Genomic DNA, 17,343 nt, shown 5'->3' on the forward strand with positions numbered 1-17,343 from the left:
CTTATCACCTCGATTTGCTGTTGGCTGTATGACCAGTCGCCGGGATCAGGCAGCGTTTCCAAGCGCCCCAACACTGGGCACGAGGATCACAAGTGGTGCAACTTTCGGTGACAGGTTCCAGGCATGCAGAAACAGGCACAGCCGCCCAACCGGCGAATTCCGGGACAAGGTTGAACTGGCCCGGCTTTTGCCTTACCTGTATATACAGGATGATATGACTTAAAATGGTCATTCGAAATCAGCTCGAATTCGCCAGCATCCACCCGAATAATCAAAGCAGGAACACACGCCATGCCAGCTTCTCTTCTTCTCAAGCCCGGACAATTCGACCTCGATCAGTTGCGTGCGATCTATCAGCAGCAGGCGCCGTTCGAACTTGACCCTGATGCACGGGAAGTGGTCGATGCCAGCACCCGTACGGTGAACGAGATTATCGCCAACAACCGCACGGTGTATGGCATCAACACCGGTTTCGGCCTGCTGGCCCGCACATCAATCCCCACCGAATCCCTGGCCAAACTGCAACGCAATCTGCTGTTGTCGCACTGCACCGGCACCGGCCCGCTGCTGGATGACGCCAGCGTCGCGTTGATCATGGCGCTCAAGGTCGGCTCGCTGGCTCGTGGGTTTTCCGGGATTCGCTGGGAAGTGATCCAGGCCATCAGCGCGCTGTACGCCGCCAAAGTCTATCCGTGCATTCCGTCCCAGGGTTCGGTGGGCGCGTCCGGCGATCTGGCACCGCTTGCGCACATGTCTGCGGTGCTGATCGGCGTGGGTCGCGTGCGTCATCAAGGCCGTGAAATGGATGCTGTGGAAGGTCTGGCGCTGGCCGGACTGGAACCGATGGTCCTCGGTCCGAAAGAAGGCCTGGCGTTGATCAACGGCACCCAGGTGTCGACGGCGCTGGCACTGCGCGGCCTGTTCGCCACCGAGAAACTGTTCACCGCCGCCGTGGTTGCCGGCAGCCTCAGCGTCGAGGCACTCAAAGGCTCGGACGTTCCTTTCGACGCGCGTATCCAGGCCGTTCGTGGGCAACCGGGGCAAATCGACGTCGCTGCGCTGTACCGCGAATTACTGGCGAAAAGCGAAATCCGCGACTCGCACATCGATTGCGGCCGCGTGCAAGACCCGTATTCCCTGCGTTGTCAGCCACAAGTCATGGGCGCGTGCCTGGATCACATGCGCTTCGCTGCCAGCGTGTTCCTGCGCGAAGCCAACGCCGTGTCGGACAACCCGCTGGTATTCAGCGCCGATGGCGATGTGTTGTCTGGCGGTAACTTCCATGCTGAACCGGTGGCCATGGCATCCGACGTGCTGGCTCTGGCAATTTCCGAAATCGGTGCCCTGTCCGAGCGCCGCATCGCCCAGTTGGTGGACCCTGCCCTGTCCGGCCTGCCGGCGTTTCTAGTCAAGGAAGGCGGCTTGAACTCCGGTTTCATGATCGCTCAGGTAACCGCTGCGGCACTGGCCTCGGAGAACAAGACCCTGGCGCACCCGGCCTCGGTGGACAGCCTGCCGACCTCCGCCAACCAGGAAGACCATGTGTCCATGGCGACCTTTGCGGCACGCCGTTTGCTGGATATGGCCGGGAACAGCAGCGCGGTGGTGGGCATCGAGTTGCTCGGCGCGGCGCAAGGTGTCGATCTGCATGCGCCGCTGCACACCTCGGAAAAGCTCAGCGAAGTGCTGGCCATGATCCGCAGTGAAGTTGCTCATTACGATGAAGATCGCTACTTCGCCCCGGACATCGCCGCTGCGCGTGCCTGGGTCGAGAATGGTGCATTCACGCGCTGGTTGCCGTTCCAACGCCTGTACGGTTGATAGGTCAAGCGGTCGGCGGGCATTTAGTCTGCCAGCCGCGCATTTCCTGTCCAGGTCCCTTTTTACTGTTCAAGGATTTGCATGCGCCGCTATCACACAGGCTCCGATTTCCGTCGCGCCAAGAGTATTGCCGAACTGGCCGCCATGGCCCGACGCCGTTTGCCGCACTTCGCCTGGGAATACCTGGAGGGCGGAGCGGAAGAAGAACTCACCCTCAAGCGCAACCGCCAGGCATTCGCCGACATAGCCTTGTTGCCCAAGACCCTGGTGCCGTGCGGCGACATCAATACCCGGCGCTCGATCTTCGGCCGTGAACTGCCGCTGCCCATCGCCATCGGTCCAACCGGCTACAACGGCATGCTGCATCGCGATGCCGACATTCATCTGGCCCGCGCTGCTACTGAGCGCGGCCTGCCGTTCACCTTGAGCACGGTCTCCACCAGTTCCATGGAACAAGTGGTTGCCGCCGTGCCTGACGCCAATTTCTGGCTGCAGTTGTATTGCCTGAAAGATCCGCTTATCCAGCAAGACATGCTCCAGCGGGCCAGCGCGGTCGGTTGCCAGACACTGCTGCTGACCAGCGATGCAGTATTGCTGGGCAATCGCGAGTGGGACCGGCGTAATTTCGCCCGCCCCCGGCAGCTGAGCCTGCGCAACAAGTTCGACGTACTGCGTCACCCGCGCTGGTTGCATCAGGCGCTTTGGCCGCAAGGCATGCCGAGTCTGGCGAATATCGAACGTTATCTGCCGCCGGAGCAGCGCAACGCCAGCGGCGGCGCGCATTTCATGGGCGCGCAAATGGACATGAGCCTGGATTGGGAATACCTGGCGCGCCTGCGTGATCGCTGGCCGCAACGCCTGCTGCTCAAAGGCGTAATGCACCCCGGCGATGCGGAAAAGGCCGTGGCGCTGGGTCTGGATGGCATCGTTGTAACTAATCATGGCGGACGGCAACTGGATGGCGTGCCGGCCAGCATTGACTGCCTGCCCGCTATCGCTGCAGTGGCCAAAGGCAAGTTGACGCTGCTGCTGGACAGTGGCATCCGGCGCGGCACCGACATTCTCAAAGCCTGCGCCCTGGGTGCCGACGCGGTGCTGCTAGGCCGGGCCACTTTGTATGGCGTCGCGGTGGGCGGCCAGGCGGGCGCCGGTCATGCGCTTGACCTGCTCGCCGAGGAGCTGCGCCTGGCGCTGTTTCTGCTGGGCCAACCCGATCTGGCCGCACTGCGCGCCGGGTTTTCCCCTTCCTGCACGGTGAGTTGACCGATGACGAATCTGCAACAGACCCTGGATCAACTGCGTGAAGCCTTGGGTGAAGCGCAAGTGCTGACCGGCGACGCCATCAACGCGCGGCATTACAGCGACTGGACCGGCCACGCGCCCGCCTGCCCGGCGGCATTGCTGTTGCCGCGCAACACTGAAGAAGTGTCTACCGCGCTGCGCATCTGCAACGCCGCACAACAATCGGTGGTGCCGCAAGGCGGCATGACCGGCTTGGCCGGGGGCGCCATTCCGCGCACCTGTGACGTCGCCTTGTCCCTGGAACGCCTGCGCGGTATCGAAGAAATCGACGCCGCTTCAGCGACAATCAGTGTGTTGGCGGGCACCACCTTGCAGGAAATCCAGCAGGCCGTGCACGACGCAGGCTTTCTGTTCCCGCTCGATCTTGGTGCGCGGGGCTCGTGCCAGATCGGCGGCAACATCGCCACCAACGCCGGAGGCAACGCCGTCATCCGCTACGGCATGACCCGCGAACTGGTGCTGGGCCTGGAAGTGGTGCTGGCCGACGGACGAGTCCTCAACCTGATGAACAAGATGATCAAGAACAACTGCGGTTATGACCTGAAACAGTGCTTTATCGGCAGTGAAGGCACGCTCGGGATCATCACCCGCGCGGTGTTGAAACTCGCGCCGCAACCGGGCGAAACCATCACGTTGCTGTGCGCCCTGCCCGATTACACAAGCGCGGTGAACCTGTTGCGACGCCTGCAACGCGACGCCGGTACGCCGCAAGCCTATGAACTGATGTGGCAGGACTTCTTCCGCATGGGCGTTTCCTGGCTGGAAAACCCGGTATCGCCGATGCCCGACCACCATCCGCTGTACGTGCTGCTGGAATCGGTGGCTTCGCGCGAAGTACTGGAACAGACCCTCGAAGCGGCGCTGGAAGCGGGCGAAGTGGTGGATGCGATCATGGCCAGTTCCCATACCCAGGCCCGCGCCTTGTGGAAGATTCGCGAAGCCACCGGCGAGTTTCCCGTGCGTCTGGCACCACTGAATTTCGATATCAGCCTGCCGATCGGCCAGATTGGCGACTTCGCACAGATGTGTCGCCAGCGCCTGGAGCAACAATGGCCGGGTAACCACAGCGTGTATTTCGGCCACATCGGTGACAGCAACCTGCACCTGACCGTGGATTGCAACTCCCTGCCGCAGCCTGCGCCGATTCTGGAAATCGAAGACTTGGTCTATACCGCCGTGGGTGAAATGGGCGGCGCGGTCTCGGCCGAGCATGGCATCGGCCTGCTCAAGCGTGAGTTCCTGCACCATTCGGTCAGTCCTGAAGCCTTGGCAACCATGCGCCAGCTCAAGGATTGCCTCGACCCGCACGGCATTCTCAATCCGGGGAAAATCCTCGGCTGAGCCGGGCAACCGGGTTGTATATACCGGTATGGCACGCTAACTGCAGCGATAGTTACAGATTTCACACCGAACCTGACTGAGACGAAGGAGTTACCCAATGCAACTGGATTCCCTGTTCAGTAAAACGTGCAAAAGCTTGAGCCTCGCCGTGGCCCTGGCCGCAATGCCGCTGATGGCTCACGCCGATCAGTTGGCCGATGTTAAGAAAGCCGGCGAGTTGGTCGTGGGTACCGAGTTGCAGTTCGCGCCGTTCGATTTCACCGAAAACGGCAAGCAGCAAGGCTTGAACTCCGAATTGTTCGAGCAGCTGGGCAAGGAATTGGGTGTGAAGGTCAAGTTCATCGATCTGCCGTGGCCGAGCGTGTTGCCGGGGCTTGAGGCGAAGAAATTCGACATGGTTGCCGGTCCGATCATCGAGACCAAGGCACGTCAGGAGCGTTACCACTTTGTTTTGCCGGTCGCCGAAGCCACCGTTGCGCTGATGGTCGGAGCCAATGACAAGAGCATCAACAAACCCGAAGACATTTCCGGCAAGACCGTCGGCGCTGGCAAAGGCTCGGCGCAACTGGAAGAGCTGAAGAAGTTTGCCGAGACCCTACCGGAAAAAGTCACCATCCGCGAATACGTGGACAACAACCAGGCTTACGCTGACCTCGCGGCCAAACGTATTGTTGCAGTGGCCAACTCGCTGCCGAACATCTCTTACGTCGCAGCTAAACAAAAGGACAAGTACAAGGTGATTGAGCCGCCGTTCGGCAAAAAATCCTACTTTGCCTATCTGGGCCGCAAGGACGCCGATGCCGACAGCCTGATCGCCGCCCTCGACGCCGCCATGCTGAAAATGCACGCCGACGGCCGCCTCGCCGCCCTGCAAAAGAAATGGCTGGACGCCGAAATGGACGTGCCGAAAGCTGATTTCACGCCGACCTGGTAAACCTCCCTGTTGGAGCGAGCGGGCGGCGTTCCGACTTGCCCGCGAAGAGGTCGGAGGAGCGACCGTAGGAGCGACTTTAGTCGCGAGAGCGCCAATCGCCCTCCCGGCTAAAGCCGGTCCTACAGCAAGCCTCGCGCCAACAATGGCTCGCCCCTTTGTGCACGAATTCTGGAGACACGATGTTCGACTGGCCCTTGCTCGCGCAAAACCTGCCGTTGATGCTCGAAGCGCTGCTGGTGACCCTTGAAGTTACCGTCGCGGCGCTGTGCATCGGTTTTGTGATCGGCATTCTGGTGGGCAGCCTGCGCTTGTCCCCCGTGCCGCTGCTCAGGCGTCTGGGTGGCGGCTATATTTTCGTGTTCCGTGGCATTCCGCTGCTGGTGCAACTGTTGTTCATTTATTACTTCCTGCCGCGCATCGGCCTGCCCAATGTATCGCCGACCGTGGCGGCGGTGATCGGCTTGTCGCTGGCGGCAGGCGCGTACATTGCGGAAATCATGCGCGGCGGTTTTCTCGCCATCCCCGAAGGCCAGCTGGAAGCCGCCGGCTTGCTGGGGTTGAGCGCCGGGCAAATGCTGATCCGGATTCGCGTCCCGCAAGCCGTGCGCCTGACGCTGCCAGCCCTGATTAACGAGATGATCTTGCTGATCAAGGCGTCGTCGCTGGTCTCGGTGGTCGGCCTCGCGGACTTGACCCGCACGGCGCAGAACATGGCGGCCAGCGATTACCTGTTCGTCCAGGACTACCTGATGCTGGCGGGCTTCTATTGCCTGATCAACATTCCGCTGGCGTTCTTCGGCGGCCTGCTTGAACGGCGTTTGAAGGAGCAGTACTGATGATCTTCGATCCGCGAATCATCACCGACCATCTGGACGAGATCGGCTCGGGATTCATGATTACCCTGGGCACCTGGACCGGCGGCGTCGTGCTCGGCCTCGGTCTGGGCATGCTGATCGCCGTCGCCCAGCTGTTCGGCAATGGCCTGGTACGCGCGCCATTACGGGTCTTCATCGAGCTGATCCGCAGCACGCCGTTTCTGGTCCAGTTGTTCCTGATCTATTACGCCGGCCCGGCTTTCGGCTTGAGTCTCGAGCCGATTCCGGCTGGCGTCCTTGGGCTGGGCATCTATGGCAGCGTGTACTTTGCGGAAATTTTCCGCACCGGCTTTCAGTCCGTACCACGCGGCCAGCTTGAGGCCGCCGATACCCTGGGCATCACCCGTTGGCAATGCATCCTGCGCATTCAGGTGCCGCAGATGCTGGTGATCATCCTTCCAGCGCTGGTCAATATGGTCACGATTCTGTGCAAGGAAACCGCCGTGTTGTCGATCATCACCATTCCGGAACTGACCATGGTGCTGACCGGCATCGGCTCGGAAACCTTCGCCTTTGTCGAAACCTTGCTGATGCTGTGCATCGGCTATCTGTTGTTGGTCGAAGCCTGTTCCCGGCTCGGTATGTTCCTTGAGCACAAGGTCGGCCGCTTCATGAACAGGCAAGCCCAATGAGCAGCGTTCAAATTTTGCAACCAGGTGAACTGATGAAAACCTCCCAGCAACTGGCCGGCGACCGCGAACCCATGCTGACCTTGAACAAGGTCGGCAAAAGCTTCGGCCCCCTGCGCGTGCTCAAGGGGATCGACCTGCAGGTCCGCCATTCGGAAGTGGTGTGCCTGATCGGTCCATCCGGGTCCGGCAAGAGCACCTTGCTGCGCAGCATGGCGTTTCTTGAAGAGTACGACGAAGGCGAAATCATCATCGAAGGCAAACTGCTGGGCTGGATGCCAGGCAATGGCGCGCCCGGAAAGCCTCGCAAACGCGCGCCGCAAGCGCAGATCAATCAGGTGCGGCGCAACGTCGGCATGGTCTTCCAGCAGTTCAACCTGTGGCCGCACATGACGGCCATCGGCAATGTCTGCGAGGCCCTGCGTCGGGTGCGCAAGCTGTCCGCTGACGAAGCCAGACAACGTGGCATGGCGATGCTCGATAAAGTCGGGCTGGCGCACAAGGCGGCGTCCTATCCGGCGCAGCTGTCCGGTGGCCAGCAACAGCGCGTGGCAATCGCCCGGGCTCTGGCCATGGAACCGCACATCATGCTGTTTGATGAGCCGACCTCGGCGCTGGACCCGGAACTGGTGGGCGAAGTGCTGCAAGTCATGAAAACCCTCGCCAAGGAAGGTATGACCATGGTCGTGGTCACCCATGAAATGGGCTTCGCCGCTCAGGTTGCCGACTCGGTGGTGTTTCTCGATCAGGGCGAAGTGGTGGCACGGGGCACGCCGCAGGAAATATTCCACAATGCCGAACAGCCACGCTTGCAGCAATTCCTGCAGAACTATCTGGATCGCAATGCATTCTGGCAGGACAACAAGGAGGCCAGCAGCGTATGACCCTTGTGAACACCTGATGAGCACTCCTCCGACCCCGCAAGCCTTGTACCGGCGCGCCAAGGATTACGTGCAGGGCAAGCTCAGCTGTGGCGAATGGAAACCAGGCGACCTGATCCCTTCGGAAAATCGCCTGGTGCAGGAGCTGGGCATGTCGCGCATGACGGTCAACCGTGCGCTGCGTGAACTCACCGAAGAAGGCCATTTGCTGCGAATCTCCGGGGTCGGCACCTTCGTCGCCGAAAGCAAGCCGCAGTCGAACCTGCTGCGCATCACCAACATCGCCGACGAGATCATTGCCCGTGGCCATCGCTACAGTTGTGAGGTGCTGCATCTGGGCCGGGAAGCGGCGTCGATGTCGATTGCCGCCGCGCTGTCGCTGACCACCGGCAGCTCGGTGTTCCATCTGCTTTGCGTGCATTGCGAAGAAGGCGTGCCGGTGCAACTGGAGGATCGCTACGTCAACCCGGAACTGGTCCCGGATTTTCTCAAGCAGCAGTTCGGCGAACAGTTGCAGCCGGCCCGCTATCTGTTGCAGACCATTCGCCCGGATGAGATGGAGCACATCGTCGAAGCCAGTCACCCAAGCGCCGATGAGAGCCGCTACATGCAGATCGACAACCTGGAACCGTGTCTGGTCCTGATGCGGCGCACCTGGAGCAACGGCAAGATCGTCACCTTCGTGCGCCTGACCCATCCTTCATCGCGCTATCGCCTGGGCAGCCGTTTGCCGGTCAACGGTGCACATCGCGACAGCTGATCCTTTTTCACAACGGACAGTCGGTCACGAAAATGATCGAACGACCGCGCGCCATCGACCTCGAATTCTTGCAAGCTTATGAATGAGAGGACACAACGATGACCGATCAAAGCCAGAAATCCGTCGACCGCAACGACCCCGCCATTGACCCTGAAAACCCGGATAACGCATTGGGTCAGGGCCAGCAGTACCAGGACACTGCAGGCCAGTCCCAAGGCAAACCGGTGGGCCAGCCTGATACGCAACTGGAACAAACCCAGGAATCGGGCGGCAGCACTTTTACCCCGGATTACGAACCGGAAGAAAAACCGGCAGATCAACGCAATCCGCAACCCACACAAGGGCATGATGCCGATATCAATACTGATGGCGGCTAGTCATCAGCGTCGCGGGAGCACGCTTTGTGGGAGCGAGCTTGCTCGCGAAGATGTCAGTAAATCAGGTACATTTCTGTTGTCTGAAATATTGTCTTCGCAAGCATGCTTGCTCCCACATAGCTCACGCTTAATTAATACAAAACATTGCACAGCCATGCTGTAAACCGGCAGGATCGCTCTGGTGTCTGCGTCGCAGGCCTCGTCCCTGCGAGAAAAATCTTCCGGAGCGTTGTTGGTAATGGCTCGACTCACACCCGAATTATCTGTCCCGGTCAGCAATAAACTGACGCCACTCGAATTTCGCGGGATGGTTGCCATCCTGATTTCGATTGCCCTGGCAACCCTCGATACCGCCATCGCCAATACCGCCCTGCCCGCCATCGCGGCGGACCTGAATGCCTCGCCGGCCGCATCCGTGTGGATCATCAACGCCTACCAGCTGGCGGCCGTAGCAACCTTGCTGCCGTTTGCCGCGCTGGGCGGGGTGATCGGGCATCGCAAGGTGTATCTCGGCGGTCTGATCCTGTTCGTCGTGTCTTCGGCGCTGTGTACATTTGCCTGGTCGCTGCCCACTCTGACCATCGCCCGGGTTTTGCAGGGTTTGGGCGCCAGCGCGATCATGAGCGTCAACGCGGCGCTGATCAGCTCGATTTTCTCTCGGGAACGTCTGGGCCGAGGGCTGGGCATGAATGCTCTGGTGGTCGGCACCTCGTTCGCCGCCGGCCCAACCATTGCCTCGCTGGTGCTGTCCGTGGCGAACTGGCCGTGGCTGTTCGCGATCAACCTGCCGATTGGCATCTTCGCCCTGGTGTTCGCCTGGAATTCATTGCCCATTTCAAAGCCCGGCACGCTGACCTTTGATCCACTGACGGCGTTGCTCAACGTCCTGACCTTCGGCGCGCTGATTTTTGCCCTGAGCCAGGCCGCGCAACTGGGTTCGTGGAACAGCGTGTTGATTGCGCTGGCGGTGTTTCTGGCTGGGTTCGTGCTGATGCTGCGCCGTGAAGCTGGCCACCCCGCGCCGATGTTCCCGCTGGATTTGCTCAAGCGGCCGATGTTTGCCTTGTCGGCCATGACGGCTTTCTGCTCGTTCGCGGCGCAAGGCCTGGCGTTCGTCTCGCTGCCGTTTTTCTTCGAAACAGTGCTGGCCCGCGACCCGGTGCAAACCGGCTTTCTGATGACGCCCTGGTCGGTGGTCGTCGCCATGATCGCGCCGTTTGCCGGACGCCTGTCCGATCGCTACGCGCCCGGTCTGTTGGGCGGCATCGGGTTGGCGATCCTTTGCGCGGGCATGATTTCCCTGGCGTTTATGTCGCCTAATGCTTCGGCCTGGCAAATTTGCATCAGCATGATTATCTGCGGCCTGGGCTTCGGCTTCTTTCAGGCGCCCAACCAAAAGGCACTGATGACCAGCGCGCCTAGGGAACGGGCCAGCGGCGCCAGCGGCACCATTGCCACCGCACGCCTGATTGGCCAGGCCACCGGTGCGGCGCTGGTCGCCTTCAGTTTCGGGATCTCCGGCGAACACGGGCCGGTACTGGCGTTGAGCATCGGTGCCGGTTTTGCGGCCGTGGGCAGCATCGCCAGCGGACTGCGACTGGTGACCAAAAATCAGCCTGGTTCGACACCTGGCCAATAACCGCAGGCTGCTTTCAGAAGGAAAATCCACAGAGAGTTGATCCGGGTCAGAAAAAAATGTCTGCGTTCCACGACATCTTGGCTATGATGGCATATTGCCCTAATTGACTGACTTCTCGAACGCATTCTGAGAAAACTCATGCACCACACCCTACAAGCAGAGCACCAACGCCTGGCCGCAGTGCGGGCGGTGCAGTGGCTGGAGACGGCCAACAACGAAAACTTCGACCGCATCTGTCGCCTTGCGGCCGCTTATTTCGATGTGCCAACGGTCCTGGTTTCCCTGGTCGAGGCCGACCGACAGTGGTTTGCCGCGCGAGTGGGGTTTGTCCAGAGCGAAACCCCGATCATCCAGTCCTTCTGCGCCCACACCGCCAGGCAGCAAGGCGTGATGCAGGTCATCGATGCCTGCGAAGACACGCGCTTTTCCGACAACGACCTGGTGACCGCTCAGGACGGCATTCGCTTCTATGCTGGCGCGCCGCTGCTGACCCGCGACGGGCATGCCCTCGGCAGCCTGTGCATCATCGACAAATCGCCGCATCAGCTGAGCCATACCGAAATCCGCGTGCTGGAAGATCTGGCCGAGATGGTTATCTCGCAGATTGAACAACGGCAGATGATCCTGACGCGCAACCCGTTTTCGGGATTACCGAACCTGCGGCAGTTTCTGACCGACCACCAGGAACCCTGGCTGAATAAAGAATTCCCGGGCCGCTTGCTGGCCTTGATCGAGATTGTCGACAGTCAATACGAAACCGAACTGGCCCCGCTCAACAACATGACGTCCCTGCAGATGCGCGCTCAGGACATTGCCGGTCGCCTGGAGCAGGTGCTGCTCAACAGCGTGGGCGTCTACCACGTCAGTGAGCGCCACTGCTGCCTGCTGCTGCCAACCAACCAGACCGATAAGACCGAACTGATTCAGATCCTGAGCACGCTGATCTGCGAGCCGTGCGCCGAGGATTCGATTTCCACCTTGCCCGCCACGCGTATGGGCATCGCGTCTTGTGAAGATGGCAGCCAGTCCATGGGCGAGCTGCTGCGTAAAGCCCGGCACGCCGTCGAAGCGGCCAGTCGCGAGGGCATCGACTGGGCGCTCTGGGACGAAAACGAGAACTGCGCCAGCCGCCGCGCACTGGCATTGAGCCAGGACGTCGTCAGCGCGCTCGCCAACGGCGATATCTATCTGATGTTTCAGCCGCGCTTTCGTCTGGAGGATGGCCGCCAGGTGAGTGCCGAAGCATTGTTGCGCTGGAATCACAGCACGCTGGGACCGGTCTCGCCTGCCGAATTCATCCCGCTGATCGAGCGCTCGGGACAGATCAGCACGGTGACTCGTTGGGTCATTGATCACGCGCTGGCCGCCGCGGCCGAGTGGGAGGATCGCGAGTCGAAGGTTTCGCTGAACCTGTCAGCGCTGGACTTCCAGTCCATGGACATCGCCAATGCACTGCGCGACAGCTGCGAGCGGCACCGGATCGCCCCGCATCGGGTTGAAGTGGAAATCACTGAAGGCGAGTGGATCAGGGCGAGCACCACCGTGCTCGGCCAGTTGTCAGACATTCGCGCCTTGGGCGTTGATGTGGCCATTGATGACTTCGGCACCGGCTACAGCAACTTCGCCTACCTGCACGAAATCCCGGCCAACGTCATCAAGCTGGACAAGTCGATCATCACCGACCTGGAAAACAAACCACGCAATCGCATCATTGCCCAATCCATCTTCAAACTGGCCCATGAACTGGGTTACCGCACCGTCGCCGAAGGCATCGAGACGTTCCAGTGCATGGACCTGGTCAGGAGCTTCGGTTGCCATGAAGCCCAGGGTTTCTTCTTCTGCCGCCCACTTTCCGGCGAGCAGATCAAGGGCATGACAGTGGGCAGCCACATCAAACTGCGCGCTTGAACGGGCGCTTACTTCTCGTCGTCGTAAGGCGGATATTGATCGTCATCCACGCGTTTATCCGAGCCAACGTCCTGACCGTCATCAGGCGCTTTGGCCGGGCCGATGGGATCGATCTGCGGGTCGGCAACGTCTGGTGAATCGGGATCGAAGCCGGGATCGTTCCGGGGATCATGCTGATTTGTCGCCATGCTGATCATCAGGGGCACCTCACACCAAGAGCCCAGAGATGCCTGGGCCATGATTATCGGAAGCCTGCCAGCCAATAGAGTGCGGCGCGCCTGACCAATGGTCGTCGGGCCTCACGCAATCAGTTCGAAGCCTTGATGGCCGTCACGGTCATTTCCACCAGCCAACCCGGCGGGACCAGACGGATGACCTGCGCACGGGTTCGGGTCGGCACGTTCGGCTGAGCAGGCGTGCCGAAATATTGGTTGTATATCGCCGAGAAACCCTCGAAGTCCGCAACGCCGTCCGCAGCCGGGTCCGCCACCAGAAGCGCCTGCATGCTGACAATGTCGCCCAACCCATAACCGTGGCGAGTCAACGTCGCTTCGATCTGCCGGATGACGCTCAGCGTCTGTACCGCCGTATCGCCGTAAGCCTGCACAGAACCCGCCGGGGCAGCGTCGTCGACAACTTGTGGCCCGACGCCACTCAACACCAGCTGACGCGCGTTCACTGGCACTTCAATGGCTTCAGCGAACTCCCGGGCCCATGGCTCGCTGACGCTGGCGGGGTGCAGGTGACGGATGAGGGGATTGCTGGATTGGGTTGTCATGTGCAACGGACTCCTGTCGAACGAACATGGACGGGGTACAGCCGCATGGCTGCACCCACCGGTATTTGCGAACTAGCGACCTTCCAGCAGCAGCGCAGCCTGATCGAGCAGTGCCAGCGGATTCTCGGCTTTGTGAATATCCACCGAGAGCAACTGGCGAAAACGTCGCGCGCCGGGAAAGCCCTGGCCCAGACCCAGCACATGGCGGGTGATGTGATGCATCGAACCGCCGCTGGCAATATGCGCCGCGATGTAAGGACGCAAGGCTGCCAGGGCTTCAGCCCGGCTGATCACCGGCGTGTTGCTGGCAAACAGCTGCTGATCGACCTGCGCCAGCACATAAGGATTGTGATACGCCTCGCGACCCAGCATCACGCCGTCGAAAATCTGCAAGTGTTCCTGACATTGCTCAAGGGTCTTGATACCGCCGTTGAGGATGATTTCCAGCTCGGGGAAATCCGCTTTAAGCTGCGCCACAACGTCGTAACGCAACGGCGGGATATCCCGGTTTTCCTTGGGCGACAATCCCTCCAGAATGGCGATCCGCGCATGCACGGTAAAACTGCTGCAGCCCGCCTCGCGAACGGTACCGACGAAATCGCACAGCTGCGCATAGCTGTCCCGGCCATTGATGCCGATGCGATGCTTGACCGTGACCGGAATCGCGACCCGATCCTGCATGGCCTTGATGCAATCGGCCACCAGTTGCGGATGCGCCATCAGGCAGGCGCCGATCATGTTGTTCTGCACCCGGTCGCTTGGGCAACCGACGTTCAGGTTGACCTCGTCATATCCCGCGTCCTGCGCCAGATGCGCGCACGCCGCCAGATCGGCCGGCACGCTGCCGCCCAGTTGCAACGCCAACGGATGCTCGGCTTCATCGTGACGCAAAAAACGTTCGTGGTCGCCATTGAGCAGCGCGCCGGTGGTGACCATTTCGGTGTACAGCAAGGCATTTTTCGACAGCAGGCGCAGGAAAAACCGGCAATGGCGGTCAGTCCAGTCCATCATGGGGGCAACGGAAAACCGACGGGAAAGCGTAGAGGCGGGGTTCATCTGCGTGGCGGTTGTCTGTGACATTAGCTCTACGTGTCTCGAAGTCTGTGTGGCGAAGGGCTGCAAGTCTACCAAGAGAACCCCGCATCAGGGAAAAACGCCGAACGCCAGCGGTCCAGGTTTCGCAAATCTCCGGGAACAAGCAGCCTGACTGAGGCTCAAAACCAGCACAATCGAGGCGTTGCCCTCTCGCGGATTTACACAGCTCGCTTGAGAGGCCGGCAATGCTCGGGTAATGTCATCCAACCGCACAGGACAGAGCACACTCATGACTTCCAAGCTGGATCAACTCAAAGAATTCACCACCGTTGTCGCCGACACTGGCGATTTCGCAGCGATTGAAAAGCTCAAGCCGGTCGATGCCACCACCAACCCTTCCCTGCTGCTCAAAGCCGCATCGAGCGACAGCAACGGCGACCGCCTGAAAGAAGCGTTCAGTGGCAGCAACGGCGATATCAGCCTGGCCTGTGACCGCTTCGCTGTCGCAATCGGTCAGGAAATCCTCAAGGTTGTGCCGGGCCGCGTGTCCACCGAAGTCGATGCGCGTCTCTCCTTCGACACCGACGCCTGCATCGAACGCGCCGAGCGCCTGGTCGGCCTCTACGACAAGGCCGGCATCGGCAAGGATCGCATCCTGATCAAGCTGGCCTCGACCTGGGAAGGCATCCGTGCCGCCGAAGTGTTAGAGAAGAAAGGCATTCAGTGCAACCTGACCCTGCTGTTCTCCTTCGCCCAGGCCCAGGCCTGCGCCGACGCCGGTGTGTTCCTGATTTCGCCGTTCGTGGGCCGCATCTACGACTGGTACAAGAAGGCCGAAGGCAAGGACTATGTCGGTGCCGAAGATCCGGGCGTGCAGTCGGTGACGCGCATCTACAACTACTACAAATCCAATGACTACAAGACCGTGGTCATGGGCGCCAGCTTCCGCAATATCAGCCAGATCGAACAGCTGGCCGGCTGCGACCGCTTGACCATCAGCACCGACCTCTTGCAGAAGCTGGCCGACGACACTGGCTCGCTGCAGCGCAAGCTGGCGCCCGGCAATGCCGGTGAGCCGCGTCAAACCTTGAGCGAAAGCCAGTTCCGCTGGGCTTCCAACGAAGACGCGATGGCCACCGAAAAACTCGCCGAAGGTATTCGTCAGTTCGCTCGCGATCAGGAAAAGCTCGAGGCGCTGCTCTCAGCCAAGGTCTGAATGCACTAAAGGGCGACACCCTCGCGGGTGTCGCCCTTTTTATTGCCTGCGATTTGGCGCTGGCCCTTGCTGACGTTATTAAAGGCTAGTGACGTTCCAGGGCGTTGACCAGATCGTGAAAGGCTTCACGGTTGGAATCGTTCAGACCCATGAGGATCTTGTGCGCTTCCAGCACCTTGGCCTTGACCACTTCCTCGCACTGATCCTGGGACGGCAGATCCGTCAGGCACTCAGGACGCGGAATCGGACGGTCGACGATGTTGAACACCTGATCGAAACCCATCGACTGCAAAAGCCGGGTGATGTCTTCATGGGTGGTCACGACCGTCGGCAACAGCCCGACCTTTTGCCGAGACAAAATAGACAACTTGGCCAACAGGCCAAGGGTTGTACTGTCGATGCTGCGGGTTTCGGTCAGATCGATGACGACAGCCGAAAAATTCAGCGCAGTGAAGATCCGCTCAATCGTCGCATCCAAAGCCGAACAAAGGGTCAGACGCACTTCCCCAACGAACTTCAGGACGAAGGTGCCGTCCTGCTCGGCGAACTGGATTCTACCGGTACTCATTCAAGGTTCCTGCTCAGCACTAACAAGGCGATATCATCCGGCATCTCCCCTAGCGTGGCCAATCCAAAAATCTGCCGCAGACCATCCAGGCTGCCGCCCGCCGTTTTTACCAACTCTGGTAACACAGCCTCTTTCTCTTTGAGTGTATCACCGGGCAAAAGGTCCAGAATGCCATCTGATAGCAGGGTCAAGCTGAACGACTCCGGCAAATCAACTTCATGGTCCTGATACGTCGCCTCATTGAACAAGCCGACTGGCAAACCACGACCGCCCAGATAACGCGCCTCACCGGGCGTATACAGCACCGGCAACGGCAAATGGCCGCCAACCGCGTAAGTCAACTTGCCGGTGTCTTCATCGATGACACCGCCCACCATGGTCACGTGTTTGCCCAGCTTACAGCTGATCAGGCCTCGGTTGATATGGCCCAGCACATCCGACGGCTTGAATTCAGGCAATGTGCCACCGCGCTTGGACTCGAACAACAGGCGTGTGGTCATGAACTTCAGCAGCACCGTGATAAACGCCGAAGAAGCACCATGCCCGGAAACATCGGCCAGATAGAACGCAACCCGGCGCTCATCGACGCGGAAGTAATCGACGAAATCCCCGGACAGGTACAACGACGGGATGATCTCGTGGGCAAACTTGAATTCATCGATCGCCCAAGGGCTGATCGGCAACATGTTCATCTGCACCTGGCGACCGGCATCCTGGTCCTCCTGCAACAGATGAAGACTGGCTTCGAGTTCGCGATTGGCGGTTTCGAGTTGTTGCCGATAAACCTGGTTTTCCTGCAACAGACGGGCGCGATCCAGCGCACGCCGAACCGAGTGCTCGAGCACCGCCAGGTCTTCAAGAGGCTTGATCAGGTAATCAGCAGCACCCAGACGCAGCGCTTCGACCGCGTCGTTCATGACACCGGCGCCCGAGACGACGATCACCGGCGTTTCGGGAGCGAGGCTGGTGACCTGACGGATCAGTTCGAGTCCACCCATCTGGGGCATGCGCAAGTCGCAGATCACCAGATCAGGCTTTTCCTTCTCGAACAGCTCGATACCCTGCAAGCCATTGCTCGCTTGCAGGACGCTGAAGCCACTGTCTTCCAAATAGGCGGCGAGGCTAGCTCGCACCACTTCGTCGTCATCGATTATCAGCAGCGTGGCACTGGTTTTTTGCATGTGGGCAAACGGCGCCAGATTAGGTTGGCGTAAACGACTCGTTGTACGGGTCAGCTTACTGGATTCGCTTCTAGCCTCTCTGAACGCGCGCCGTGCTT

General features: G+C 60.1%; 17 protein-coding genes. 12 read left to right on the forward strand and 5 right to left on the reverse strand.

Annotation, left to right across the window (positions count from 1 at the left end; genetic code table 11):
- Positions 1–291: 291 nt before the first annotated feature.
- The 11 genes from hutH (at position 292) to AABC73_RS19135 (ending at position 12,467) form a co-directional block, all read left to right on the forward strand.
- A complete protein-coding gene (gene hutH / locus AABC73_RS19085) occupies positions 292–1,821 on the forward strand; it encodes a histidine ammonia-lyase (protein ID WP_331151360.1) in 1,530 nt (509 codons plus the stop codon).
- 81 nt (positions 1,822–1,902) lie between these two features.
- Positions 1,903–3,084 carry an alpha-hydroxy acid oxidase gene (locus AABC73_RS19090; protein ID WP_341520496.1) on the forward strand — a complete coding sequence of 394 codons (1,182 nt, stop codon included), beginning with the start codon at positions 1,903–1,905 and terminating at the stop codon, positions 3,082–3,084.
- 3 nt (positions 3,085–3,087) lie between these two features.
- Positions 3,088–4,464: an FAD-binding oxidoreductase gene (locus AABC73_RS19095; RefSeq protein ID WP_341520497.1), complete on the forward strand. Its 1,377-nt coding sequence runs from the start codon at positions 3,088–3,090 to the stop codon at positions 4,462–4,464.
- A gap of 97 nt (positions 4,465–4,561) precedes the next feature.
- Positions 4,562–5,398: a transporter substrate-binding domain-containing protein gene (locus AABC73_RS19100; protein ID WP_341520498.1), complete on the forward strand. Its 837-nt coding sequence runs from the start codon at positions 4,562–4,564 to the stop codon at positions 5,396–5,398.
- A 179-nt stretch (positions 5,399–5,577) separates the two neighbouring features.
- Positions 5,578–6,234 carry an amino acid ABC transporter permease gene (locus AABC73_RS19105; RefSeq protein WP_065834506.1) on the forward strand — a complete coding sequence of 219 codons (657 nt, stop codon included), beginning with the start codon at positions 5,578–5,580 and terminating at the stop codon, positions 6,232–6,234.
- A complete protein-coding gene (locus AABC73_RS19110) occupies positions 6,234–6,905 on the forward strand; it encodes an amino acid ABC transporter permease (protein WP_341520499.1) in 672 nt (223 codons plus the stop codon). Before AABC73_RS19105 ends, AABC73_RS19110 begins: the two co-directional genes overlap by 1 nt.
- A gap of 32 nt (positions 6,906–6,937) precedes the next feature.
- Positions 6,938–7,786, forward strand: a complete 849-nt coding sequence (locus tag AABC73_RS19115; protein WP_341520500.1) for an amino acid ABC transporter ATP-binding protein — start codon at positions 6,938–6,940, stop codon at positions 7,784–7,786.
- Between the two features lie 16 nt (positions 7,787–7,802).
- The gene (gene hutC / locus AABC73_RS19120; protein WP_341520501.1) at positions 7,803–8,543 is read left to right on the forward strand and encodes a histidine utilization repressor; all 741 of its coding nucleotides are present in this window, start codon (positions 7,803–7,805) and stop codon (positions 8,541–8,543) included.
- 98 nt (positions 8,544–8,641) lie between these two features.
- The gene (locus tag AABC73_RS19125; protein WP_341520502.1) at positions 8,642–8,920 is read left to right on the forward strand and encodes a hypothetical protein; all 279 of its coding nucleotides are present in this window, start codon (positions 8,642–8,644) and stop codon (positions 8,918–8,920) included.
- Positions 8,921–9,227: 307 nt separating this feature from the next.
- Complete coding sequence (locus AABC73_RS19130; RefSeq protein ID WP_341524281.1) at positions 9,228–10,559, forward strand: MFS transporter; 1,332 nt, start codon at positions 9,228–9,230, stop codon at positions 10,557–10,559.
- Between the two features lie 138 nt (positions 10,560–10,697).
- Positions 10,698–12,467, forward strand: coding sequence for an EAL domain-containing protein (locus tag AABC73_RS19135; protein ID WP_341520503.1), 1,770 nt, complete (start codon positions 10,698–10,700; stop codon positions 12,465–12,467).
- Between the two features lie 8 nt (positions 12,468–12,475).
- Here AABC73_RS19135 and AABC73_RS19140 read toward each other — a convergent pair whose 3' ends face one another.
- From AABC73_RS19140 to dusA, 3 genes are all read right to left on the reverse strand, one after another.
- Positions 12,476–12,664 carry a DUF6021 family protein gene (locus AABC73_RS19140; RefSeq protein WP_331151368.1) on the reverse strand — a complete coding sequence of 63 codons (189 nt, stop codon included), beginning with the start codon at positions 12,662–12,664 and terminating at the stop codon, positions 12,476–12,478.
- 110 nt (positions 12,665–12,774) lie between these two features.
- A complete protein-coding gene (locus AABC73_RS19145) occupies positions 12,775–13,245 on the reverse strand; it encodes a RidA family protein (protein ID WP_341520504.1) in 471 nt (156 codons plus the stop codon).
- A 72-nt stretch (positions 13,246–13,317) separates the two neighbouring features.
- On the reverse strand, positions 13,318–14,301 hold the full coding sequence (gene dusA, locus AABC73_RS19150) for a tRNA dihydrouridine(20/20a) synthase DusA (RefSeq protein WP_341524282.1): 984 nt from the start codon (positions 14,299–14,301) through the stop codon (positions 13,318–13,320).
- Between the two features lie 268 nt (positions 14,302–14,569).
- Here dusA and tal point away from each other — a divergent pair, with 268 nt between their 5' ends.
- A complete protein-coding gene (tal, locus tag AABC73_RS19155) occupies positions 14,570–15,496 on the forward strand; it encodes a transaldolase (RefSeq protein WP_341520505.1) in 927 nt (308 codons plus the stop codon).
- An 85-nt stretch (positions 15,497–15,581) separates the two neighbouring features.
- Here tal and rssC read toward each other — a convergent pair whose 3' ends face one another.
- Both rssC and rssB read right to left on the reverse strand, forming a co-directional pair.
- Positions 15,582–16,064 (reverse strand): anti-sigma factor antagonist RssC, encoded by a 483-nt coding sequence (gene rssC / locus AABC73_RS19160; RefSeq protein WP_020294101.1) that lies wholly within the window; start codon positions 16,062–16,064, stop codon positions 15,582–15,584.
- Positions 16,061–17,245 carry a two-component system response regulator RssB gene (gene rssB / locus AABC73_RS19165; protein WP_341520506.1) on the reverse strand — a complete coding sequence of 395 codons (1,185 nt, stop codon included), beginning with the start codon at positions 17,243–17,245 and terminating at the stop codon, positions 16,061–16,063. Before rssB ends, rssC begins: the two co-directional genes overlap by 4 nt.
- Between the last annotated feature and the right edge of the window lie 98 nt (positions 17,246–17,343).

It is taken from the genome of Pseudomonas sp. G.S.17 (assembly GCF_038096165.1).
Lineage (GTDB): Bacteria > Pseudomonadota > Gammaproteobacteria > Pseudomonadales > Pseudomonadaceae > Aquipseudomonas.